Origin of the sequence: Catenibacillus scindens, assembly GCF_014202115.1 — a bacterium.
Lineage (GTDB): Bacteria > Bacillota > Clostridia > Lachnospirales > Lachnospiraceae > Catenibacillus > Catenibacillus scindens.
This window is the reverse complement of sequence record NZ_JACHFW010000001.1, coordinates 510,697-532,712: the sequence shown is the minus strand read 5'-3', so window position 1 is coordinate 532,712 and position 22,016 is coordinate 510,697. Positions and strand designations below refer to the sequence as shown.

Sequence of the window (22,016 nt, the reverse complement as noted above, 5' to 3'; positions counted from 1 at the left end):
AAGCTGTTTTTTTGATGGATTTGAATATTTTTCCTAAAAAATGGGAGTATTTTAATGAAATATTATCTAAAATGCCCTGTTTTTGAAATGAAAAACAAATTTTATGAAAGAAACGGCAAGTAAAAATTTACACTTCCAGGTATAATTGAAACATCCTGTTAAACGATGTATATAAAGGGAGGAACGTAAATGCTGAGAAAAAAACTTTCAAGTATTATTGCTGTTGCACTTTGTATGGCCTTCGGACTGAGCGCCTGTGGAAACAGTGAAACACCGGCGGCTTCTTCAGACAGTACTCAGGCTGTTTCAGAAGATGCTTCGGCTGATGCCGGAGATACCACCGCTTCAGATGCCGATGGCGGAGAAGATTTGGAAGATATGGCAGAGATTGAGATGTATTATTATGCCTTCATTGCGCCTAAGGATGTTCAGCATGTGGAGGACGCGGTCAATGCTATTACTGAGGACGCCATCAATGTCCATGTAAATATTAATGTTCTTGATGTCAACAGTTTTATCCAGCAGATGAGTATTATGATGGCTGGAAGTGAGCGGATCGACCTGATGATGACCGGTTTCGCATCGGCTTCCTACTCTAACATGATGGCTCAGAACCAGTTGATGGATATCGCTCCGTACATTGAGGAGTATGGCCCTAACATTACAGAGACTCTGGGAGATATGCTCGACGCCACAACGATCGGCGACGCTATCTACGGCGTTCCCGCTTACCGGAATGTTGTATCATCCGCCTATATCTTTATGAGACAGGATGTTCTGGACGATCTTGGGCTCACTGAGAAAGCCCGCAACATGACATCCTTTGATGAATTTGTGGAAATCCTTGAGGCTGTACATTCCAGTGAAAAGTGGAGTTATCTCTATCCGTATCTGTACCAGCAGGGTTCTGGCCCGTTACAGACCAACGCCAATGTCAGCGGCAATTTTGCCGACGCTGATGTGTTCGATACACTGGGAGATACATTAGGTATTGTCCATGCCGATGAAAACGGCCAGGTAACATTAAATATGTCCACAGAATCCTACCAGGCGGCAGCGGCCATGGTGAGAGAGTGGGAGGCTGACGGATACAGTTATTTTGACCTGAGCGGTTCCGGTGGTTCCTGCGAGGACTATATTAAAAATGACGCTCTGTTTTCCTTTATTTCCTCTGCAGAGTTTGGCGCTGAGACAGCCAAATCCGCGGCGGCAGGTACGCCTATGGTCGCTGTAAAACTGTACAACAGCACCATATCTTCAGAAGCATGTACAAAATTTGCATTCTGTGTTCCCAGCACAGCCAAAGAACCTGCAGCTGCTGTGAAATTCCTGAATCTGGCCATTACAAGCCCTGAGATCAATAATCTTCTGGCATGGGGCGTTGAAGGCGTGGACTATGAAGTTGTAGACGGCGTTGCTCAGTATATCGAGGGCAATGAAGAGCCGGACTACCATCTGTTTGACTACAGCGTGCCTAACCAGTTCCTTTGCTACCCATGGGACGGCGATCCGGCAGATTTCAGAGAGCAGTCTGAGGCTGATCTCAAAGCATCGGAAGTTTCCCCATACCTTGGATTCTCCTGCGATCTTTCCGACTTTGTCAATGAGTCCGCGGCAGTGTCCAGTGTTATTGAGGAGTACCGTGATCAGATCGGCAGCGGTCAGGGATCAGAAGCAGTCCTTCAGGAGTATATTGATAAGCTCAACTCTGTAAATGTTCAGGCACTTATTGACGAGTATCAGAGACAGCTTGACGAGTGGATAGCTGCACAGGAGTAATATGCTCCAGTGAGGGTAATATGACCCAAGGCCCTGCATTGAACTAAACATCTCATAAAATACTGCCTGATGGGCAGATAAAAAACGCACCTTTGCATGAAAGCGGGGTGCGTTTTTTTATCGGTATTTTTCTTGATCAAAAATATGGGCGCCCGGCCACAGTCCCAGGCGCCGCAAAAATATCATTTCTTATCTTTAAAGTTGTGAATATTATCCAGGAGTTGATTTTTAAGCTCCCACAGAGGGCGGGATAAGTCCACGTAGACGGTCTGCGGGTTGGCAAGACGGCGGGACTCATCCCAGAGCGTATTCAGTTCTTTTTGGCAGTAAGTCTGGATATCCATAACGCAGGGGGATGTGTAGACACATTGTCCGCCCATAAAAATCGGGACGAGGAGTTCCCGGATAGTGTAGGAGCCTCCTTCCAGATAGGTGCGCTTCCATGTGGCGATAGGATCAAAAATGATCAGAGACTGCTGACTGTCATAAGTTTCATCGGCCAGAGCGATGAGGTCGCCGCGGATCTTTCCGGTCTCTTTGTCGTAGATCCGGAAGATGGTTTTGTTTCCGGGATCGGTGACTTTTTCAATATTTTCAGATACCTTGATTTTGGGGATAAACTTGCCGTCCGGGCCCTGGACGGCAGCCAGTTTGTAAACGCCCCCAAAGGCGGGACAGTCTTTGGAAGTGATGAGATTAGTGCCTACTCCCCAGGATGTGATCTGGGCGCCCTGGCTTCTAAGGCTCTCAATGAGATATTCGTCCAGATCGCTGGAGGCGGAGATCACTGCGTCTGTAAATCCTGCGGCGTCCAGCATTTTCCGGGCTTTTTTGGACAGGTAGGCAAGATCACCGCTGTCTAAGCGGATACCGTAGACCGAGGGCTTTGGAAGTCCGGCTTCTTTCATCTCGGTAAAAACCTGAATGGCGTGGGGAACACCGGATTTTAATGTGTCGTAGGTGTCCACCAAAAGGAGGCAGTTATCTGGATAAAGTCTGGCGTAATTGCGGAAAGCCTCCAGTTCTGTCTTAAAACTCATGATCCAACTATGGGCATGGGTTCCTTTTATAGGGATATTAAAAAGCTTTCCGGCAAGAACGTTGGAAGTTCCCACACATCCGGCAATGACGGCGGCTCTGGCCCCGTAAGTGCCGGCATCCGGACCCTGGGCCCGGCGCAGGCCAAATTCCATAACCCCGCCTCCGGCAGCATAAACCACCCGGGATGCCTTTGTGGCGATTAAGCTCTGGTGGTTGATAATATTTAAGATGGCTGTTTCCACAAGCTGGGCTTCCATAATCGGAGCGATAACTTTCAGCAATGGTTCTTTTGGAAATACGACAGTCCCCTCTGGGATGGCATAAATATCGCCGCTGAAAGAAAAATCAGCGAGATATGCGAGAAAACTTTCCTGAAAGATACCTGTAGACCGGAGGTATTCAATATCCTCCGCCTCAAAACGGAGATTTTTAATGTAATCAATGATCTGATCCAGTCCTGCGGCTATGGCATAGGCTCCGCCGCTTGGATTGTTCCGGTAAAAGACGTCAAAAACAACAGTTTCGTTGGTATTATTTTCGTAATAGCCCTGCATCATGGTTAATTCATATAAATCTGTGAGTAGAGTCAGATTATATCGGCTCATATCGGTTCCCCCCATTATTAAAAAATTGTTACTGCTCACCACGTGAACAGTAACACGCGCTTAAATTACGTGAAATTCGCTGCGCGAATAGCTTAAACGCGCACATGTATCACTGTTTTATTCCGGAAACGGCAAGTGATTCCGCTATCGTCAATAGTAACGAATAGTTATTATTTTAAAGCCTTTTGGAACAAAAAGCAATGACATTATCCGCTTTGGCGTACAGCTTGAAAGAAATGTAGAAAATTGTCTCGACATCAGGGCGGATATTCTTTATAATCAAATAAACAGGAGAAAAAATATAACAGTTCATCCCGCCCCATTCCTGATGGCTGAACTGTTACAAAAAATACTATGGGATTCAGGTGATAGTTATGAGTGATGGGAGAAAACTTCCTGGGAAGGATGGCCTAAACCACGGCGGAATGGAGAAGATCAGGAGAAAATTCCTGGAACAGACCATACGGGGCAAGTTTATACGACTGGCAGCATTTATGGTGCTGGGGGCATTGCTTGGCTGCATTATAGGTCCGGTCCGGGCGGCAGCGGTCAAAGAACCTACGTCGGTAAATGAAGATATTTCACCTCAGGGGAACGCACCGGAGGAAGCCGGCGCTGTGAGTGGCGGTGAAACTGCCGGCAGCGGCGCTGAAAGCGACGGAGGGGAGGTAAGCGGAGCGGCCTCGGATTCAGAATCTTTGGGGGCGGCTCAGGAATCCGGCGCGGCGGTCGGCAGTATGGATGAAGGAGAGAGCCAGGCGGCGGCCGGAGCCCAGTGTGTAAAGACGGTCAATCTTCTGGCTGTGGGAGATGATCTGATTCACTCCGGCATTTTTAAATCCGGACTTCAGGCCGACGGCTCCTACAATTTTGATCACTTGTACGCCAATGTTAAGGACGAGATTGAAGCCGCGGACCTGGCTATTGTCAACCAGGAAACTATTTTTACATACGACCGGAACGATTATTCCGGCTATCCTGTATTTGCCGGGCCTGTGGAGATCGGGGATGCGCTGGTGGCTGCCGGATTTGACGTGGTCACTCACGCAACGAACCATGTCTACGACCGGGGCGTTCAGGGAATCGAGGATACTCTGGATTTCTGGAAGACAAATCATCCGGAAGTGACGGTCCTTGGCATCCATGAGAGCCAGGAGGACGCAGACACTATTAAGACTGTGGAGTGCAACGGCATTACTTTTGCCATGCTCAACTATACTTACGGCATGAACGGTTTTGTACTGCCAGATGATCAGCCGTACCTTGTGGACATTCTCGATAAGGAGAAAGTGGCGGCGGATATTGCCAAAGCAAAGGAGATTAGCGATTGTGTCATTTTTTTCCTGCACTGCGGTGTGGAATATACATACACTCCCGCTGATGAGACAAAAGAGTGGGTGCAGTTCCTGCTGGAAAACGGTGTGGATATTACTATTGCCTCCCACCCCCATGTGCTAGAACCTTACGCTTACCTTACCGGGGAGGATGGCCATGAGATGCTTGTCTACTATTCCATGGGCAATTTTATTTCCACCCAGGATGAATATCCCCGCCTTATCGGCGGTATGGCAGAGATTACCGTTCAGCTTAAAGGCCAGGGAGATAACGCCCAGTTATCTGTTCTGGATTACGGTCTGGAACCTTTGTATACTCATTATAACCATAATACAGGCGTTTATACCGTTTATAAATTCAGGGACTATACGGACGAGCTGGCCCTTCAAAATGGCCTGAATGGAAAGAACGGGGTGACGCTGAGCCGTCAGGTCATCTGGGATGAGTTTGACGAAATTATGTCAACTTCCATTGAACAGCCGGGGGCGGTCTCCGTGGTTCAGCCGTGGCTGGAAACAGAACACAGTCTCCCGGCTGTGGGCGAACGGATTACCTTACAGGAGGCTGGATCTGCCGACGGGCCGGCTCTATCTGGAGCAGCACAGTAAACGGACATGCCAAACTCTGGGATGTAACGCTACAGATAATGGGGATTTAAGATGATATAAAAAATAGCTCTGCCGGAAAATACCATCTCCTGCAGAGCCATTTTTTATATTTGGGGATATAGATTTATTCGATGACTACCGTCCGTGTCATTGTCCCTTCCAGGGGCATGGGGATGTAGGCGGTGCGGGTGCAGACTGTAAGTGTCACCTGATGAGTGCCTTTGGAAAGTCCGCCCTCCGCAAGGACACGGACTGTTCCTGGTTCGCCGTATTCCCATTTGATAGTTCCCACAGTTTCCATCTCTTTTAATGTAAACCAGTCAATGTGATCCGGTGTAAAGCGGATATTTTCAGGATTCACTTTGACCCCGTCCACTTCTACGGCAATATAGTTGATCATGGAAAGAGGAATGCCTCTGTAGTAGGTAATATACGTCTGCATTTCATAGCCGATCACTTTTCCGTCTTCAACAACATTTTTACAGGTACCGTCAATAAATACATTATTATCAAACATAGTGATATCCTCCTTACCCTTCGATCTCTTTGATAAGTTTCTGAATTAACTTCTGATGGGCGGCTACCTGCTCTTTTTCCGGGATCTCATGATCCGGAAGTACCCACCGGTTGCCTTCATACTCTGTGGATACATAGCCGTTGTAGCCGTGTTTGTGGAGATACTCCAGGACTTCTTTATAATCAATGCTGTATTCTGTGCCTTCTTCGGTCATTTCATATAATTTAAAATGGAAATGTTTAATATATTTCACATAAGGGTCCATGCAGGAAAGGGGCCGGTTTTCGTAGCCTTCCAGATTCTGGGCGAAAAACATATCCTTAGCAGGGTCCTTGATCAGTGATTTCAGTTTTGGATCCATACCGCCGTTTTTCACATTCAGGGCAAAGAAATCCGTTCCACTGGCAAAAACTTCCTCAGCGTATTTGATAATTTCCGGGTTGGTTCCATAAACCTGCCGGCAGTAGTCACTGACAACTCTTGGAGGCCGGCGGCAGAACAGGCTTGTATCAGGAACAATACCTATGTAGGGGGAGTCCAGGCGGATCATTTCCTTCAAAAATTCTTCTGTTTTTGGCACGTCAAAGCCAAGGCCGCCGTGAACCTCAATGCAGAGGGCAACGTCGTTTTTAGCCGCTGTTTCAAGACAGGGCTCAAGAATCCAGGCCGGAACCATGGATACAAGGCGGATGACTTTAAAGCCAAGGCGGTGGGCCATGATAATTTCCTTTTTGATCAGGTCAATACACTCTCTTTTTGTCAGTTCCCTGTTTTTATAGAGATTTGTATTGAGGAAAATATCATCGCAGGCAAGACCAAGGCCGTATTTATTTACAAGATTATGCCACATGGCATAGGTTTCTTCTGATGGCTCCGGCGTGCCTTTGAGCATCTGGTCGGGGAGAAGCTCGATGCCGTCCACATGAAGATCTTTCATGTATTTAAAAAGATCCTCCAGTGTCATTTTTCCCCACAGAAACTGGTACTGCAGACTGTATAAACTTACACTTGATTTGATTCCCATATGAATCCATCCTTTCTTAATACCCCATATGGCCAAAAAACGCTTTTTGCCTCTTTATGGGGATTATTTTACGTTTCTTGTTTATGCTTATATTATAAGGCTTTAAAAGGTTTATAAACATATCTGAAAGCTGTCATAGACATGGACAAAACGATCTACATGAAGTAAAATAAACAAAAGAAGTCCGTTACAATGCTGTCGGATTTGCGGGCAAAGGAGGGATAAACAGATGAATGTTTCAGGTGTGGGAAGGTCTGGCCATGCATATTACAGTTTTCCGATGCATAAGCACGGTTACTGGGAGATCATGATAAATGTGAGAGGAAAAGGGCAGATGGAGATTGACGGCGAAAAATATAGTTTCCGTCCGGGTGATATTTTTGTTATTCCTCCGGCGCTGCCCCATAAAAAGCAGTCTGAGGAGGGCTTTGAAGATATCTGTATGTTTATTGAGGATTTCAGGAATATAGGTAACCCCGGGGTGAAGTATTTTCGGGATGACGATCATGGAAATGTGAGAAAGATCATGGATATGGCCTTTGAGTTTTGGAATAAAAGTGATAATAAGTGTAATACAGCGGTTGTCAACGCTATGGGCGATCTTCTTTATCAGTTGCTGGCCTTTATTTATAATCAGGGTCAGAAGCAGGACATCCGCATTGAGGCAGTGTTGGAGCAAATGCACGAAAATCTTGGCAATCCAAAGTTTTCCCTGGCAGACGCGGTAGACCGGTGCGGATACTCTCCATCTTATTTCCGGAAGATTTTCAGAAACGTAATGGGGGAATCGCCTCTGAGTTATTTTAACCGCCTTCGCGTATCTCTTGGGAAATCTCTGATCCAGCAGTACGGGGACAGCCGGAAGGTTAAAGATATTGCCGCGGACTGTGGATTTTCCGATGCCCTGTATTTTTGCCGGGTCTTTAAAAAATATGAGAACATCAGTCCGGCGGAGTATCAGAAAAAGGTTCAGGTCATTGATGTGGGGCCGATTTTTCTTGATAAATCCGAGGAAACTTTGCAGCGGGAAGCGATTTGCGATAGTTCACTCAGTTCCGTATCTGATAGCAGACCTGTTATTTGAATATAGCAAAAAAAGATTAAAAAAGGTATTGCATTTTATCACAAACTCTGTTATATTACATATAGAACAATTGTAACATTTGCGGCGGCCTGGTTTTTGAGAAAAGAGATTTTCCTCGGGCCGGGCCGCTGTTGACAGAGATAGAAGGAGGAAAGTCTTATGGATGTGAATAAATTTACACAGAAATCGTTGCAGGCTGTGCAGAATTGTCAGAAGATCGCCTATGAGTATGGCAACCAGGAGATCGACCAGGAACATCTGCTCTACAGCCTTTTGACTATGGATGACAGTCTCATCGCCAAATTGATCAATAAGATGGATATTAACAGCCAGGGCTTTGTAAATCAGGCTGAGAAGCTTGTGGCCAAGCGGGTGAAAGTTTCCGGACAGGTCCAGGTTTATATGAGCGACGCCCTCAACCGCGCTCTGATGCAGGCTGAGACGGAGGCCAAGCAGATGGATGACGAGTATATTTCCGTGGAACATCTGTTTCTGGCTCTGCTGGCTGTCCCAAACAGAGAGCTTAAAACATTATTTAAGAATTTTAACATTACCCGGGATAACTTCCTTTTGGCCCTGTCCAGCGTCCGGGGAAATCAGAGAGTGACTACAGATAATCCGGAGGACACTTACGACAGTCTGGCCAAATACGGCGAGAATCTTGTGGAGAAGGCGAGAAATCAAAAGCTTGATCCGGTGATCGGCCGTGACAGCGAGATTCGTAATATTATCCGTATTCTTTCAAGAAAGACGAAAAATAACCCGGTGCTGATCGGTGAGCCTGGTGTCGGTAAGACCGCCGTTATTGAAGGTCTGGCCCAGCGTATCGTCCGGGGCGATGTGCCGGAAGGTCTTAAAGATAAGCAGATCTTTTCCCTGGATATGGGCGCCCTTGTGGCCGGTGCCAAGTACCGGGGTGAGTTTGAGGAGCGCCTGAAGGCGGTCCTTGAGGAAGTCCGCAAAAGCGAGGGCAAGATCATCCTCTTTGTGGATGAGCTTCACCTGATCGTGGGCGCGGGCAAAACGGAGGGCGCCATGGACGCGGGCAATATGTTAAAGCCTATGCTCGCCCGGGGTGAGCTGCACTGTATCGGCGCCACAACTCTTGACGAGTACCGCCAGTACATTGAAAAGGATAAAGCTCTTGAGCGGCGTTTCCAGCCGGTGATGGTGGATGAGCCTACAGTGGAAGATACTATCTCCATCCTCCGTGGCCTGAAAGAGCGGTACGAAGTATTCCACGGCGTGAAGATCACCGACAGCGCTCTTGTGGCCGCCGCTGTCCTTTCCAACCGTTATATTTCCGACCGTTTCCTTCCGGATAAAGCCATCGACCTTGTGGATGAAGCCTGCGCCCTTATTAAGACGGAGCTGGATTCCATGCCCACAGAGCTGGACGAAGTATCCAGAAAGATCATGCAGCTGGAGATCGAGGAGGCTGCCTTAAAGAAAGAGGACGATCATTTAAGCCAGGAGCGTCTGGCCCATATTCAGGCGGAACTTGCCCAGCTTAGGGAAGATTTCCAGCTTAAAAAAGCTCAGTGGGATGAAGATAAGAAAGCTGTGGAGGGAGTTCGGACGATCCGTGAGCAGATTGAAGATCTGAATAAACAGATTGAGAAGGCTCAGCGTGAGTATGATCTGAATAAAGCCGCCGAACTTCAGTACGGACGCCTGCCTCAGCTTAAAAAACAGTTGGAGGAAGAGGAAGCCCGCATTCACGACCGTGAGGATACTCTTGTCCGCGAGCAGGTGACAGAGGATGAGATCGCCAAGATCGTTTCCCGCTGGACCGGCATTCCGGTGACAAAACTGACGGAGAGCGAGCGCAATAAGATCCTCAACCTGGATAAAGTCCTCCACAAACGTGTCATTGGCCAGGATGAGGCTGTGACCAAAGTGACAGAGGCTATCATCCGCTCCAAGGCCGGCATTAAAGATGAGACAAAGCCGATCGGTTCCTTTATGTTCCTCGGGCCTACCGGCGTCGGTAAGACAGAGCTTGCCAAGACCCTGGCCGAAGCGCTCTTTGATGACGAGAATAATATGGTTCGTATTGATATGAGTGAGTATATGGAGAAGTTTTCCGTGTCCCGTCTCATCGGAGCGCCTCCGGGATATGTAGGATATGAGGAGGGCGGACAGCTGACAGAGGCTGTGCGGCGCAGACCTTACTGCGTTGTCCTCTTTGATGAGATTGAGAAGGCCCACCCGGATGTGTTTAATGTTCTCCTTCAGGTACTGGATGACGGACGTATTACCGATTCCCAGGGCCGGACGGTGGACTTTAAAAATACCATCCTCATCATGACCTCAAATATTGGCTCCTCCTATCTTCTTGACGGCATTGACGATCAGGGCGATATCAGTGAGCAGAGCCAGGAACTTGTCATGAACGATCTGAGAGCCCACTTCCGCCCCGAGTTTTTGAACCGTCTCGACGAGATCATTATGTTTAAGCCGCTGACGAAAGATAATATCCGCCACATTATTGATATTATGGTGGATCGTCTGAATAAACGGATCGCTAACCGGGAGCTTAGCATTGAGCTTACGGACGCAGCCGCCGCCTACATTACAGATCATGGCTATGATCCTGTTTACGGTGCCCGCCCGCTGAACCGTTTCCTCCAGAAACATGTGGAAACCCTTGTGGGCCGCATGATTTTAAGTGATGATGTCCGCGCCGGGGACGTGATTGTCATCGACTGCGAGAGTGAGGACAGTGGTCTTGTGGCAAAGATCCGCCAGAATGTCCAGGCATCCTGACAAATGATTTATAATTGATATATGTGCTGCCCGCCTGTTGGCGGGCAGTTGTTGTTTTTGTGGGTTTCTTGAAATCGGGGCATCTTTTTGTTAATATATATCAGGAGAATTGTAACATTTCAGCCCGCACCAGCTCAGATGGCTGAACCGTCACGGAAAATCATTGATGCTAAGAACAGGAAGATAGTGATGAAAACTGAGGGAATATCAAAAAATTATAATCGAAACGCGGAAAATGTGGTTGCGGTCCTTGTGGGTTGTTATACATTTTTAGGCGAATCGGATATTAATAAGCGGATTGCCCAGATGACCCTTAAAAATGTATCCCGGATTCCGGAAATGTCGGTGGAAGAAATTGCCGGGGAATGCGGCGTATCTGTATCGTCCTATTTAAGATTCTGTAAGGAAATAGGATATAGGTCTTTTACTGATTTTAAACTTCGTCTCAGCAGTTCCCTGAAAAAATATTTATATATGGGTTCAACGCCTATTGCAGAATACTTTACGCCGGATAATTTTTTTGATCTATATAAGGAATTTGTCTATCAGGATTTTGAAAAATTGGAAAAGCTAATGGACCCGGAAGTTTGCCGTCAGGCTGTGGAAAGTTTGGATCAGGCGGAGAATATTTATATGGTGGATCTTTTTTATTCAACGATACGTTTTGCCCTCCAGGGAGATTTGGCATTCGCGGGAAAGTGTGTGACAATGGAGGCGCCATCGGACGCTCTGATCGAGCGCTTTAAGGCCGGGCTTCCGGAAAAGAGTCTTGTCCTTCTTTTTCTCGACGGGACATATCGCACGGAAAATATGTGTTTGGCTATCCCTGAGTTAAAGAAGATGAATGTTCATGTAACGGCAATCTCCTGTAATAAACATTTTAAGCATTGGGAAGAATGTGACGAAATTATTCATACAGGTCCCGGATCTTCTCCCATTTCCTCGATGATGATACACGATCTGGTAATTCATTATCTGTCAATACTTTATCGGCATTTTCATATTTCAAAATAGATTGCCGACATGTCAGATTCTGACATCTGGAGGGACAATCGGGAAGCTTATGGAAAAACAGCCCTGTGGTATAATATTTTTATTCCATTCCGAAATATTTACCTTTTGCAGGAAGGGAATAAAAGAAACCAACAAGGGGGTTTATCTATGAGAATGAAACGTTTAATGGCTATGGCGCTTGTACTAGCTATGGGAACGGCGATGGCAGCCTGCGGAAACAATGAAAGTTCCGGTAATCAGTCACAGGTTGATACGGCGGCTGCGTCCACTGATGCGCCGGCGAGTGCTTCTGAAGAAGCCGGAGGCCAGGACAGTCAGGCCGCGGCGACAGAGGGCGGCAGTGAAACTGCAGCTTCCGGTGACTATAATGTAACCTGGGAGGATACGGCGGAGATTGTTGTTTTGTATCCGTCAATGACGTCCATACCTTCCGGGCTTCAGGCTGTGGAGGACGCTATTAATGAGATCACAGAAGCAGAGATCAATACCCATGTTACATTGAACATGATTGAAGTAGGCAATTATGAGCAGCAGGCGAATTTGATGGTATCTTCCAATGAGAAGCTTGACCTGATGATCACATTGCCAGGTGGCCCTACATCCTTTAGTACAATGGCATCCCAGCACCAGTTATTGGATGTTGGAGAACTTATGGACACTTATGCGCCGACGCTGAAAGCCACAGTCGGAGATCTGGTCAATGGCCTGCAGGTCGATGGCGTAACCTATGGATTTCCTCTTTATAAAGGATATGCCGGCTCCATTGATATTTTAATGCGTACCGATGTTCTGGAAGATTTGGGGATGGTAGACAAAGCGAAAAACCTGACTTCTTTTTCTGAGTTTGAAGAGATTCTTGAAGCTGTAAAGAACAGTGAAAAATGGGGATATCTTTCCGGCATAGCGGCGTGTGACGGTCATGGTTCTGTCCTTCCATCCTGCGCCACAGTCGCCTATGCGGATAATTTCGCGGACACAAAAGTTGTGGATAATCTGGGAAATACCCAGTTTGCTGTCTGTGTGGAGGATGGAAATAACACAGTTGTAAATACATACGCCACAGATATGTACCGAAATAATTATGAGCTGATTAAAAGCTGGTATGATAAAGGATATGTGTATAAGGATTCAGCGACCACACAGGAGATGGGGGCTTCCCTTGTCAAATCAAACATTACATTTTCTTATGTCAATGCTGTGGAGCTGGGCAATGAGGCTGCAGTCAATACAAGCTGCGGCATGGATATGACCTGGGTTAAAATTGTTGATATGCCGATTTCCACAGGCAGTATCACCAAGTTTACATGGGCGATCCCCACAACTGCCAGAGAGCCGGAAGCCGCGGCAACATTTTTGGAACTGATGTTTACTGACACCCGTGTCGCCAACCTTTTCGCCTGGGGTATTGAGGGCGTGGATTATGAAGTTGGGGACGACGGAGTTGCCAGATTTATTGAAGGCAACGAAAACCCAGCTTACCATGCGGTTGACTTTTTGAACCCCAATGGTTTCCTCCTTCACCCATGGGATGGACAGGAGCCGAATGCCAATGAGATTCGTCAGCAGTATATGGAGGAGGCGACATACAGCCCCTATCTTGGATTTTCTGCCGACACATCGGCTGTTTCCGACACTGTCAGCGCTATAACAAACGCTATGGAACAGTACACCGCCCAGATTACCAGCGGTGTGGCCACTGAGGAGACTTATCAGGAATTTCTTGATAAATTGGAGATTGGCGGCATTGACCAGCTTGTAAGTATGTATCAGGAATCCCTGGATACATGGCTGGAAGCTACTGGAAATTAATAATAAAATTTTTAAATGGATGTGTATGTGTGCAGATACTCTGTGTTGCAAAACATAGGGTATCTGCTTTTTAGTCAGAAAAACATTTTTAGTCAGAGGTTTTGCTGCCGGAAGGGGGATTATTCTAAGTGTTGGCAGTTGATGTCTTTGCCGCAAACTGCTACAATTACACCGTGGCCTTTGAAAAATGAGGCAAAGAAGCGGCGTAAGCCGCGGGTCAGCGCATAGCCGCGGCACAGCGTTGCGGCAGAACTGTTACATTGGAGGAATGAATTTATGAGCGAATCAATCACTGTATGCCATGGCCGCCCTGAAAATGTCCAGGGGCGCAGCGAGGCAGAGATAAAAACTTATGACGTTTTGGAACAGCTGGGGATATTTTATGAGCGGATCGACCACCCGGCAGCGATGACCATGGAAGACTGCCAGTGCGCTGACGATGCTTTCGGCGTGCCGGCCTGCAAAAATCTGTTTTTAAGAAACAGTCAGAAAACAAAATTTTATCTGCTGCTCATGCCGGGAGAGAAAAAGTTTAAGACAAAAGATCTGTCCCATCAGCTTGGAATTGCCCGTCTGTCCTTTGCGGAGGAAGAATATATGGCCAGGTATCTGGGCGTTCATCCCGGAGCTGCGACTGTTATGGGACTGATCAATGACGCCGGACACCATGTGTCTCTCGTTATTGACCAGGAGGTTGTTGACGCCGGATATATTGTGTGCCATCCCTGCGCCAATACATCCAGTATAAAAGTCGCTGCCGAAGATATTCTGGAAAAATTGCTCCCCTTTACAGGTCATACGCCGGCCTTTGTTAACCTGTAGACGATAATGGCCTTTTTTGCAATTTTTTGCCCGTTTTCTTTCAAATGACTTTGTTAAAATTATATTTTTCTAGGGGCAGAATTGGAAGCCTGTATGGCGGAGCATCTGTCCCTGTGGATTAGCCCGGCTTATGGATTCCCCTTGAGACTTTTTGCGTTTTTTTGCGATTATATATAAGTAATGCTTATATATAGAATTTTCTGAAAATATATCATAATTAACAATAAATAACAGCTAAAAGGTTAATAAAATAACTATTGTTGACACATATTTTGGCGAATGTTATGATATTTACATAGAAGTTTCAAAGGGGGAATTTACATGGAAATTCGAAACTATATTAATGAATCTTATAAGATGTTTATCGACGGGCAGTGGTGTGATGCCTCTGATCAGGGGACATTTAAGTCTTATTGTCCGGCAAATGGAGAATTTCTGGCCCAGTGCCCTCAGGCGACCAAAGAAGATGTAGACCGGGCGGTGGACAGCGCTTGGAAAGCATTTGTAAGCTGGAAGAATACCACTGTCAGCGAGAGATCCGATATCCTTATGAAGATCGCTGATGTAATCGACGCCAACAAGGAGCGGCTGGCTATGGTGGAGAGTCTGGATAATGGCAAGCCGATTCGTGAGACAATGGCTATTGATGTGCCTTACGCGGCGGATCATTTTCGTTATTTCGCAGGTGTGATCCGCGGGGAAGAGGGCAGTGCCGCGATGCGGGATAACAATACGCTGAGTTTGATTCTGAGAGAACCTATCGGGGTGGTAGGACAGATCGTGCCGTGGAATTTTCCATTTTTAATGGCGGCCTGGAAGCTGGCGCCTGTTCTGGCGGCGGGATGCTGTACTGTATTTAAACCGTCTAGCACCACATCTCTGAGTGTTTTAGTTTTTGCGGAGCTGATTCAGGATATTTTGCCCGCCGGAGTCTTTAATGTGATTACCGGCAGTGGTTCAAAATCCGGAAATTACATGTTGGAACATAAAGGCTTCCGTAAGCTGGCATTTACCGGATCTACAGAGGTGGGGCTGGACGTGGCCAGAGCGGCAGCGGATAAGCTGATCCCCTCCACTCTGGAATTGGGCGGAAAATCAGCGAACATTTACTTCCCGGACTGCAAGTGGGATATGGCCATGGACGGGCTTCAGCTCGGTATTTTGTTCAATCAGGGACAGGTATGCTGCGCTGGCTCCAGAGTATTTGTCCATGAGGATATTTACGACCGTTTTATCGAAGACGCAGTGGCGGCTTTTAACAAAGTGAAAGTGGGTATGCCATGGGAGAGCGATACCCAGATGGGCGCTCAGATCAATGAGGGCCAGGTAAAGAAGATTCTTGGATGGATCGAGGAGGCCAAATCTGAGGGGGCCAAAGTGGCCTGCGGCGGTGAACGGGCCACGGAAGGCGAGCTGGCCAAAGGATGCTTTATGAAGCCGACACTCCTGGTGGACGTGACCAATGATATGAAAGTTGCCCAGGAGGAGATTTTTGGGCCGGTAGCCTGTGTCATCAAGTTTAAAGATGAAGATGAAGTAATCCGCATGGCTAACGATAGCCGGTATGGTCTCGGCGGCGCTGTGTGGACAAGGGATATTAACCGTGCCATCCGCGTATGCCGCGGCATTGAGACCGGCCGTATGTGGGTGAATACATATAACTCCATTCCGGCGGGAGCGCCTTTTGGCGGCTACAAGGAATCCGGTATCGGTCGGGAGACCCATAAAGTGATCCTGGATCATTATACCCAGATGAAAAATATTATGATTAACCTGTCTGAAAATCCGTCAGGATTTTATTGATGCGGGCAATGAGCCAAGGGGCGCTACTAGCTTGATGTCCCATTGTTTGCAGCGAGGGATATGACTGATAGCAGGGAGGCGCAGTCCTATCTTTTGAATATCCGAACCTGAAATGTATTTTGATAAAAAAGCGGGCGCCTGGAAATTTCCGGGCGCCCTTGTGCTGAAAGCAAGCGAAGTACATTAGACATTCTCTTTTTTGGGGTGCTTTTTACGGTATTTGACACACTCTGTGAGTAAATATTCAATCTGTCCGTTGACCGAGCGGAATTCGTCTTCCGCCCAGGCCGCCAGATCCGCGTAAAGGGAAGCGGACAGACGTAAAGGCACCTGTTTTTTAGCTTTTTCTTTAGGTGTTCTTTCTTCCATAGCTTCCCCTGCCTTTCATGATTAATAGATGCTTCCGCTGTTTACAATGGGCTGGGCGTCCTTGTTGCCGCACAGGACAACAAGGAGGTTGCTGACCATGGCAGCTTTGCGCTCTTCATCTAATTCCACGATATTATTTTCATTGAGTTTTGTCAAGGCCATTTCTACCATGCTGACGGCGCCATCAACGATCTTCTGGCGGGCGTCAATAATAGCCGCTGCCTGCTGCCGCTGGAGCATAGCTGAAGCGATCTCCGGTGCATAGGACAGATTGGCGATACGTACTTCAAGAATTTTAAGGCCGGCAATGGAAACCTTTTCCTGAAGCTCCTGCTTCATAATATCGGCGACTTCCTGGCTGCTGCCGCGAAGGGACTTTTCATCGCCGCTCTCACAGGTGTCGTAAGGGTAGCAGCGGGCAGTGTTGCGCACAATAGAATCGCACTGGATGGACAGGAAAGTTTTGTAATTCTGCACATTAAACACGGCTTTCACCGGGTTGACAACCTGCCAGATGACAACTGTGCCGATAATGATAGGATTACCCAGTTCATCGTTGACTTTCTGCTGGTTGTTGTCCAGGGTCATGGCCTTCAGGGAAACTTTTTTGCTCAATGTACTTCCCGTGGAGCCTGTGCTGACCCGGCCGGTATTGGCAATCTGGGAAAGGCCGGAGCTAAACACAGACACTGTGGGGTTGACTGCGGTACAAAATGGGTTGACATAATAGAAGCCTTCGCTTTTTAATGTGCCGTAGTAGTTACCGAACAAAGTCAAAACAAGAGCTTCGTTGGGGCCAAGAACTTTGAATCCGGGAAAAATAAAACAGGACAGACACAAAACAACGATTCCCGCTCCAAGGAGCAGTCCTCCGGCGACTGTCTGCTCATTATAGAGCATCATACTCCCTACAACGATGGCCGCCACAGATGCCGCAATAATGACAATGGTTACAAACAGCATGAGAAAACCATTGACAGACGGCGCCTTCTTTTCTTCATACACCTTTTTAGATACAAATTGATCTTCCATAAAATCCTCTCCTTTGATCTGCAAGTCAGCTTTATGCTGACTATTTTGATATCAATTTGATATCATCATAATATCTCAAGAACGGTGAAATGTCAAGAACGAAATGAAAAAGGGGGCTGTCGGATTTCCCGGCGGACCTGCAGCATGAACACCATGTTTGTAGATATGGGATGATTTTATAAAAAATCCAGAATCTGGGAAAAACGGGCGGTGCCGATGCTGTAGAGAGCAATGACAAATGGTTTCCCAAGAAGGATGATTGTTACAAATTTTTTTCCTTTTTCAAGCCAGCGAATATATTTATTATAGGTTTCCTCTTTGATCAGCTTTTGTACCAGCGTTGTTCCGTATCTTCGCGCTAGATAAAAAGCGGCTATGGATCCGATACATACGCCGATATAGCTGTATATAAAACCGGCCACAGGGCCAAAGATCAGTGCCCCGGCAATACATGTGACAAAACCGGGGAGCATGGGGATAACGACCTGGAGCGCCTGGATGATCATGAAGATTACCGGTCCCCACAAGCCTGCGCTTCCGATAAAGGCCCGGAGGGAGTCCACAGAATCAAAAATGCCCGCCCGGTATCCGGCAAAAGCCAGGACGGCGCACGCAAGAATCAGCAGGACGGTCATAATACCGGATATAAGTGAAACATAATTTTTCTTGATCATAGCGGCTGTCGCTCCTTTGAAAGTATTTGATGGGATCAGTGGTATTTTGCGCGCCACAAAGCCATGCTTACACCTGCGCAAGCGAAGTCCGCGCCGGATGGCCGATCGGTTACAAAAAAATATAAAAGACAAAACAAAAAGGTTTTGACAGGAACTGGATCAAATAAATCCGTCTGTCAAAACCTTTTTTGGATTACGTTACATCTTTGAAAGAAAACCTTCAATACGATTGAGGGCATTCTCCTCATCCCTTCCTGAAGTATATAATGTAATTTCATCTCCGCTTTTCAGACAAATACCCAGAACACCAACGATGCTCTTGACATTAATCGTCTGGCTGCCTTTTTGTAAGTAGATACTGCTGTCGAACCGTGATGCTGTCTGTACGAGTAACGAAATCGGCTTTGGGTATGTACCACTCGATGAGCCAACAACAACCTGCTTTTCCATAGGCACACCTCCTTGTCCTGCTAGAGAAGCAAAGAAAAAGGATTTTAGGTTACGTCCTCATAACCTAAAGTTTACATTTTCAGTATACACTAAAGTTGTGGGAAATGCTAGTAGTAGTTTATTAAATTTTTGTTAAAATTGGGCATTGTGATAATATATCCAGAAAGTCAAGAGAAAAGTCTGAAAAAAATGTCGAAACAGATAAATTTTTTTGGGCTAAAAATGGCCGAAAATTGTATATTTTTCTGAATGCTCATTCAAAAGCCTCGATATTCCTGGATATTACTCCCCCATTGCAGGAAACGGAGGAGTAACATCCAGGATTAACGTTTGCGCCGTCAAATCAGGTTAAGACTACGCAGTAAAAATACCCAGAAAGTGAGGGTTATGGAAGATAGAAGTGTTGCCGTTACAACGATACTCGAAGAGAGGACTTCATCATTGCCCATATTTTTGGCCATAATGTAGCAGGTGACGGTGGTAGGTGAACCAAGCATCACCAGGATAGCCACAAGTTCGCTGCCCCTAAATCCCATGGCCACGGCAAATGGGAAGAAGATGGCCGGGAGGGCCACAAGTTTGATAAATGTGGCAGCCATAGTAGGCTTGATCTTTTTGATCGCTTTGCGGCCTTCAAAACCAGCGCCGACGACAAGAAGAGCGATAGGGGTAGCCGTGTTGGCAATGTTCGTGATAGCGTTGTATGGGATCGTAAAGGCGTCGCCGGTAATGTCAATTCCAAGAAGGGAAAAGGGCAGTCCGGCAACAATTCCGATAATAATGGGATTTTTTAGTACATTTAAAAAGGTGGTGCGGATCTGGTGGCCCCGGTCAGCGTTTTTGTCATTGGAGCAGACCGAGAGGATGATCACCGAAAAAATGTTGTACAGAGGGACAGCGGCCACGATCATCATGGGCGCCATGCCTGATGAACCGTATATATTATTGACAAAAGCGATGCCTAAAACTGCCGCGCTGCCCCGGGCGCTGGCCTGGACAAAAGCGCCCACCATGGTTTTATCTTTCATGAAAATGCTGGTCAGGCCCCAGACGCCTAAAAACATAATTGTCGTAGAGATCATGCAGAAAAAGAAGAACCTGGGGTCAAATTCACTGCGTATATCCGCGGTGGCAATATCGTGGAACAGAAGGACCGGAAGGGCAACCTTAAAGACATATTTATCCGCGGCGGCATTAAAGCCTTTGGTAAGGATTCCCAGCTTCATTAAAAACCATCCCAGAACAATGAGAATAAAGATTGGAATGGTGGCGTTTAAGCTGAAAATAAAGTTGTTCATGTTCATTCCCCGTTTCTTTTGAATTTATCATGCTAATACGGTAGCACATATTTTTCAGGGTGTCAATGCGGGTAAAAGACAGAGCCTTGCTGCTTTACGCCTGAGGCAGAAAGGGTTTTGGGGCTGCCTGAAATCCTGACGAATGATTCCCTCTGCGTCGGAATATATTTTACAGATAAAAGATTACCGGAGACGGCAATGTCCGCTGCGGTAAAAGATCTGGGGGAAATTTTGGAAGAATTAGGTTCATCAATAAAAAAGCAGGTTCTGTGGGGGACTGTGATCCTGGCCGGCACAGGTGTTGTCACCCGGTTTCTTGGACTTTATAACAGGGTGTTTCTGGCAAATATTATCGGCGCTGGGCAGATCGGCATCTATCAGATGATTTTTCCGGTATTTATGGTCTGCAACGCGGTGTGCTGTTCCGGGATCGAGACGGCCCTCTCCCGGCTGGTAGCTACCTATGGGGGGATGGGCTGTCAGAAAAATGTTGGACGCCTGGTCCGGATCGCTGTTAGTTTAAGTATGGTTCTGGCGCTGCTCTTTGCCGTAGGGGTTTTTTGGGGCGCTGAGTTTATCAGCACCTATCTTTTAAATGAGCCGAAGTGCGCGGCCTGTCTGAAAGTCATGTCTCCGGTGATCCTGTTTTCCACAGCCCATTCCTGCATCCTGGGGTATTTTTATGGACTGAAAAAGACTGTCATACCTGCGTCATCCCAGTTAGTGGAACAGATTTTCCGAGTTCTGGCCATCTATATTTTGGCGGAAGCATGGTATAACCAGGACGCGGACGGAGCCCTGCTGGCTGTTTTTGGAATGGCGGCCGGGGATGGTATCTCATGTATTTACACTTTTATTGCCTACAAAATCCATGTCCGGGGGGAGAGAAAGAGGACTCTGAGTTCCAGGCAGCCTGCGGCGCCATATGGTTTTCTATTTAAAAAACTTATGGGAGACGCTCTGCCGCTGACGGTGAATCGTCTTGCCCTGACCATGCTCCAAAGTGTTGAGGCGGTTCTGATCCCGGCAATGATGAAACTTTATTATCTGGCTGAGGGCGAGGCCATGGAAATTTATGGTATCATTACAGGTATGGCCATGCCATTTATTACTTTCCCTTCAACTCTGACCGGTTCCCTTGCGTCCATGCTCTTGCCGACAGTGGCGGAAGCTGTGGGGAGAGGGGACTATTCTCTTGTAAAGCGGGCGGTTTCCAAAAGCCTTCACTATTGCCTTATTATCGGTATTTTGAGTATGAGTATTTTCGGCCTTTACGGAAATGGTCTCGGCACGGTTTTCTTTAATAATTCGGCGGCGGGACAGATATTGGCCGCTTTTGCCCTGCTGTGTCCCTTTTTGTACACATCCGCTTCACTGGCCAGTGTGTTAAATGGCCTGGGAAAAACTCAGATGACACTCCTTCACAATGTGGTCAGTTCAGGGCTGCGTATGATCTTTATCGTGGCTCTTGTGCCGTCCATGGGAATTTCCGGCTATTTGTGGGGGATGCTTGCCTCCAGCATCCTTTTGTGTCTTCTGCACACCATCCAGATTGGACGTATCTGCGGCCTCCGCTTTAATGTAGTCAAAACGCTGGTTGTCCCATTTGCCGGGACTGTTCTGGGAGCCTTTGTCTCCAGAGCCGTATACCGCTGGACTTTAAATGCCTGGTCCCTGTCTCCAATAGCGGTTATCGCAATCCCATGTTTTTCTATGGCTGTTGTCTATGTTCTTGTTCTCATGGCTGCGGGCAGTATTCCTTCTGTAAATCCTCTGGATTTTTTATGGAAAGAAGTCAGAATAATCAGACAAAATAAAAATAAGTAAAAAATCAGTAAAAAATAAACAAAGAAGTATTGACAATTGTGGCGAGAAAGGGTATAATAAAACCATCAAAAGGAACTTGTAAAAATAAGGCGAAAGAGAGGTACGGACCACCGGACACGTAATTTAAAACTCAAAAAGCTTTAAAAATTCATCTTT

General features: G+C 46.9%; 17 protein-coding genes. 9 read left to right on the top strand and 8 right to left on the bottom strand.

Going from position 1 to position 22,016, the window contains the following annotated elements; translation table 11 throughout:
• Positions 1–189: 189 nt before the first annotated feature.
• Complete coding sequence (locus HNP82_RS02205) at positions 190–1,779, top strand: extracellular solute-binding protein (protein WP_183770982.1); 1,590 nt, start codon at positions 190–192, stop codon at positions 1,777–1,779.
• A 182-nt stretch (positions 1,780–1,961) separates the two neighbouring features.
• Here HNP82_RS02205 and HNP82_RS02200 read toward each other — a convergent pair whose 3' ends face one another.
• Positions 1,962–3,425, bottom strand: a complete 1,464-nt coding sequence (locus HNP82_RS02200) for a nicotinate phosphoribosyltransferase (RefSeq protein WP_183770974.1) — start codon at positions 3,423–3,425, stop codon at positions 1,962–1,964.
• A 374-nt stretch (positions 3,426–3,799) separates the two neighbouring features.
• Between HNP82_RS02200 and HNP82_RS02195 the strand changes: the two genes are divergently transcribed.
• Positions 3,800–5,368 carry a CapA family protein gene (locus HNP82_RS02195; RefSeq protein ID WP_183770972.1) on the top strand — a complete coding sequence of 523 codons (1,569 nt, stop codon included), beginning with the start codon at positions 3,800–3,802 and terminating at the stop codon, positions 5,366–5,368.
• A 124-nt stretch (positions 5,369–5,492) separates the two neighbouring features.
• Here HNP82_RS02195 and HNP82_RS02190 read toward each other — a convergent pair whose 3' ends face one another.
• Positions 5,493–5,885: a C-glycoside deglycosidase beta subunit domain-containing protein gene (locus HNP82_RS02190; protein WP_183770970.1), complete on the bottom strand. Its 393-nt coding sequence runs from the start codon at positions 5,883–5,885 to the stop codon at positions 5,493–5,495.
• A 13-nt stretch (positions 5,886–5,898) separates the two neighbouring features.
• Positions 5,899–6,909, bottom strand: coding sequence for a sugar phosphate isomerase/epimerase family protein (locus HNP82_RS02185; RefSeq protein WP_183770967.1), 1,011 nt, complete (start codon positions 6,907–6,909; stop codon positions 5,899–5,901).
• 229 nt (positions 6,910–7,138) lie between these two features.
• On the opposite strand from HNP82_RS02185, the gene HNP82_RS02180 reads away from it, so the two are divergent.
• The 6 genes from HNP82_RS02180 to HNP82_RS02155 all read left to right on the top strand — a co-directional run bounded on the left by HNP82_RS02180 (position 7,139) and on the right by HNP82_RS02155 (position 16,210).
• A complete protein-coding gene (locus tag HNP82_RS02180) occupies positions 7,139–7,993 on the top strand; it encodes an AraC family transcriptional regulator (protein ID WP_183770965.1) in 855 nt (284 codons plus the stop codon).
• A 159-nt stretch (positions 7,994–8,152) separates the two neighbouring features.
• Positions 8,153–10,762 carry an ATP-dependent chaperone ClpB gene (gene clpB, locus HNP82_RS02175; RefSeq protein ID WP_183770963.1) on the top strand — a complete coding sequence of 870 codons (2,610 nt, stop codon included), beginning with the start codon at positions 8,153–8,155 and terminating at the stop codon, positions 10,760–10,762.
• Between the two features lie 189 nt (positions 10,763–10,951).
• Positions 10,952–11,776, top strand: coding sequence for a MurR/RpiR family transcriptional regulator (locus tag HNP82_RS02170; RefSeq protein WP_183770961.1), 825 nt, complete (start codon positions 10,952–10,954; stop codon positions 11,774–11,776).
• A gap of 147 nt (positions 11,777–11,923) precedes the next feature.
• Complete coding sequence (locus HNP82_RS02165; protein WP_183770960.1) at positions 11,924–13,585, top strand: DUF3502 domain-containing protein; 1,662 nt, start codon at positions 11,924–11,926, stop codon at positions 13,583–13,585.
• 276 nt (positions 13,586–13,861) lie between these two features.
• Entirely contained in the window at positions 13,862–14,407 is a 546-nt protein-coding gene (locus HNP82_RS02160) for a prolyl-tRNA synthetase associated domain-containing protein (protein ID WP_207720524.1), read from the top strand.
• 321 nt (positions 14,408–14,728) lie between these two features.
• Entirely contained in the window at positions 14,729–16,210 is a 1,482-nt protein-coding gene (locus tag HNP82_RS02155) for an aldehyde dehydrogenase family protein (RefSeq protein WP_183770958.1), read from the top strand.
• A gap of 183 nt (positions 16,211–16,393) precedes the next feature.
• On the opposite strand, the gene HNP82_RS02150 is transcribed toward HNP82_RS02155, so the two are convergent.
• The 5 genes from HNP82_RS02150 to HNP82_RS02130 all read right to left on the bottom strand — a co-directional run bounded on the left by HNP82_RS02150 (position 16,394) and on the right by HNP82_RS02130 (position 20,033).
• Entirely contained in the window at positions 16,394–16,579 is a 186-nt protein-coding gene (locus HNP82_RS02150; RefSeq protein ID WP_183770956.1) for an Arc family DNA-binding protein, read from the bottom strand.
• A 21-nt stretch (positions 16,580–16,600) separates the two neighbouring features.
• Positions 16,601–17,611 carry an SPFH domain-containing protein gene (locus HNP82_RS02145; protein ID WP_183770954.1) on the bottom strand — a complete coding sequence of 337 codons (1,011 nt, stop codon included), beginning with the start codon at positions 17,609–17,611 and terminating at the stop codon, positions 16,601–16,603.
• A gap of 176 nt (positions 17,612–17,787) precedes the next feature.
• The gene (locus tag HNP82_RS02140) at positions 17,788–18,285 is read right to left on the bottom strand and encodes a TVP38/TMEM64 family protein (RefSeq protein WP_243164601.1); all 498 of its coding nucleotides are present in this window, start codon (positions 18,283–18,285) and stop codon (positions 17,788–17,790) included.
• A 198-nt stretch (positions 18,286–18,483) separates the two neighbouring features.
• The gene (locus tag HNP82_RS02135) at positions 18,484–18,735 is read right to left on the bottom strand and encodes an HPr family phosphocarrier protein (protein WP_183770952.1); all 252 of its coding nucleotides are present in this window, start codon (positions 18,733–18,735) and stop codon (positions 18,484–18,486) included.
• Between the two features lie 338 nt (positions 18,736–19,073).
• Positions 19,074–20,033, bottom strand: coding sequence for an AEC family transporter (locus HNP82_RS02130; protein ID WP_183770950.1), 960 nt, complete (start codon positions 20,031–20,033; stop codon positions 19,074–19,076).
• 198 nt (positions 20,034–20,231) lie between these two features.
• On the opposite strand from HNP82_RS02130, the gene HNP82_RS02125 reads away from it, so the two are divergent.
• The gene (locus HNP82_RS02125) at positions 20,232–21,860 is read left to right on the top strand and encodes a putative polysaccharide biosynthesis protein (RefSeq protein WP_183770948.1); all 1,629 of its coding nucleotides are present in this window, start codon (positions 20,232–20,234) and stop codon (positions 21,858–21,860) included.
• Positions 21,861–22,016 lie beyond the last annotated feature (156 nt).

What these genes read in the sequence shown, in the direction of transcription:
- HNP82_RS02205 (WP_183770982.1), top strand. Translation starts at nt 190, where the DNA reads ATGCTGAGAAAAAAACTTTCAAGTATTATTGCTGTTGCACTTTGTATG.
- HNP82_RS02200 (WP_183770974.1), bottom strand. Translation starts at nt 3,425, where the DNA reads ATGAGCCGATATAATCTGACTCTACTCACAGATTTATATGAATTAACC.
- HNP82_RS02195 (WP_183770972.1), top strand. Translation starts at nt 3,800, where the DNA reads ATGAGTGATGGGAGAAAACTTCCTGGGAAGGATGGCCTAAACCACGGC.
- HNP82_RS02190 (WP_183770970.1), bottom strand. Translation starts at nt 5,885, where the DNA reads ATGTTTGATAATAATGTATTTATTGACGGTACCTGTAAAAATGTTGTT.
- HNP82_RS02185 (WP_183770967.1), bottom strand. Translation starts at nt 6,909, where the DNA reads ATGGGAATCAAATCAAGTGTAAGTTTATACAGTCTGCAGTACCAGTTT.
- HNP82_RS02180 (WP_183770965.1), top strand. Translation starts at nt 7,139, where the DNA reads ATGAATGTTTCAGGTGTGGGAAGGTCTGGCCATGCATATTACAGTTTT.
- clpB (WP_183770963.1), top strand. Translation starts at nt 8,153, where the DNA reads ATGGATGTGAATAAATTTACACAGAAATCGTTGCAGGCTGTGCAGAAT.
- HNP82_RS02170 (WP_183770961.1), top strand. Translation starts at nt 10,952, where the DNA reads ATGAAAACTGAGGGAATATCAAAAAATTATAATCGAAACGCGGAAAAT.
- HNP82_RS02165 (WP_183770960.1), top strand. Translation starts at nt 11,924, where the DNA reads ATGAGAATGAAACGTTTAATGGCTATGGCGCTTGTACTAGCTATGGGA.
- HNP82_RS02160 (WP_207720524.1), top strand. Translation starts at nt 13,862, where the DNA reads ATGAGCGAATCAATCACTGTATGCCATGGCCGCCCTGAAAATGTCCAG.
- HNP82_RS02155 (WP_183770958.1), top strand. Translation starts at nt 14,729, where the DNA reads ATGGAAATTCGAAACTATATTAATGAATCTTATAAGATGTTTATCGAC.
- HNP82_RS02150 (WP_183770956.1), bottom strand. Translation starts at nt 16,579, where the DNA reads ATGGAAGAAAGAACACCTAAAGAAAAAGCTAAAAAACAGGTGCCTTTA.
- HNP82_RS02145 (WP_183770954.1), bottom strand. Translation starts at nt 17,611, where the DNA reads ATGGAAGATCAATTTGTATCTAAAAAGGTGTATGAAGAAAAGAAGGCG.
- HNP82_RS02140 (WP_243164601.1), bottom strand. Translation starts at nt 18,285, where the DNA reads ATGATCAAGAAAAATTATGTTTCACTTATATCCGGTATTATGACCGTC.
- HNP82_RS02135 (WP_183770952.1), bottom strand. Translation starts at nt 18,735, where the DNA reads ATGGAAAAGCAGGTTGTTGTTGGCTCATCGAGTGGTACATACCCAAAG.
- HNP82_RS02130 (WP_183770950.1), bottom strand. Translation starts at nt 20,033, where the DNA reads ATGAACAACTTTATTTTCAGCTTAAACGCCACCATTCCAATCTTTATT.
- HNP82_RS02125 (WP_183770948.1), top strand. Translation starts at nt 20,232, where the DNA reads ATGTCCGCTGCGGTAAAAGATCTGGGGGAAATTTTGGAAGAATTAGGT.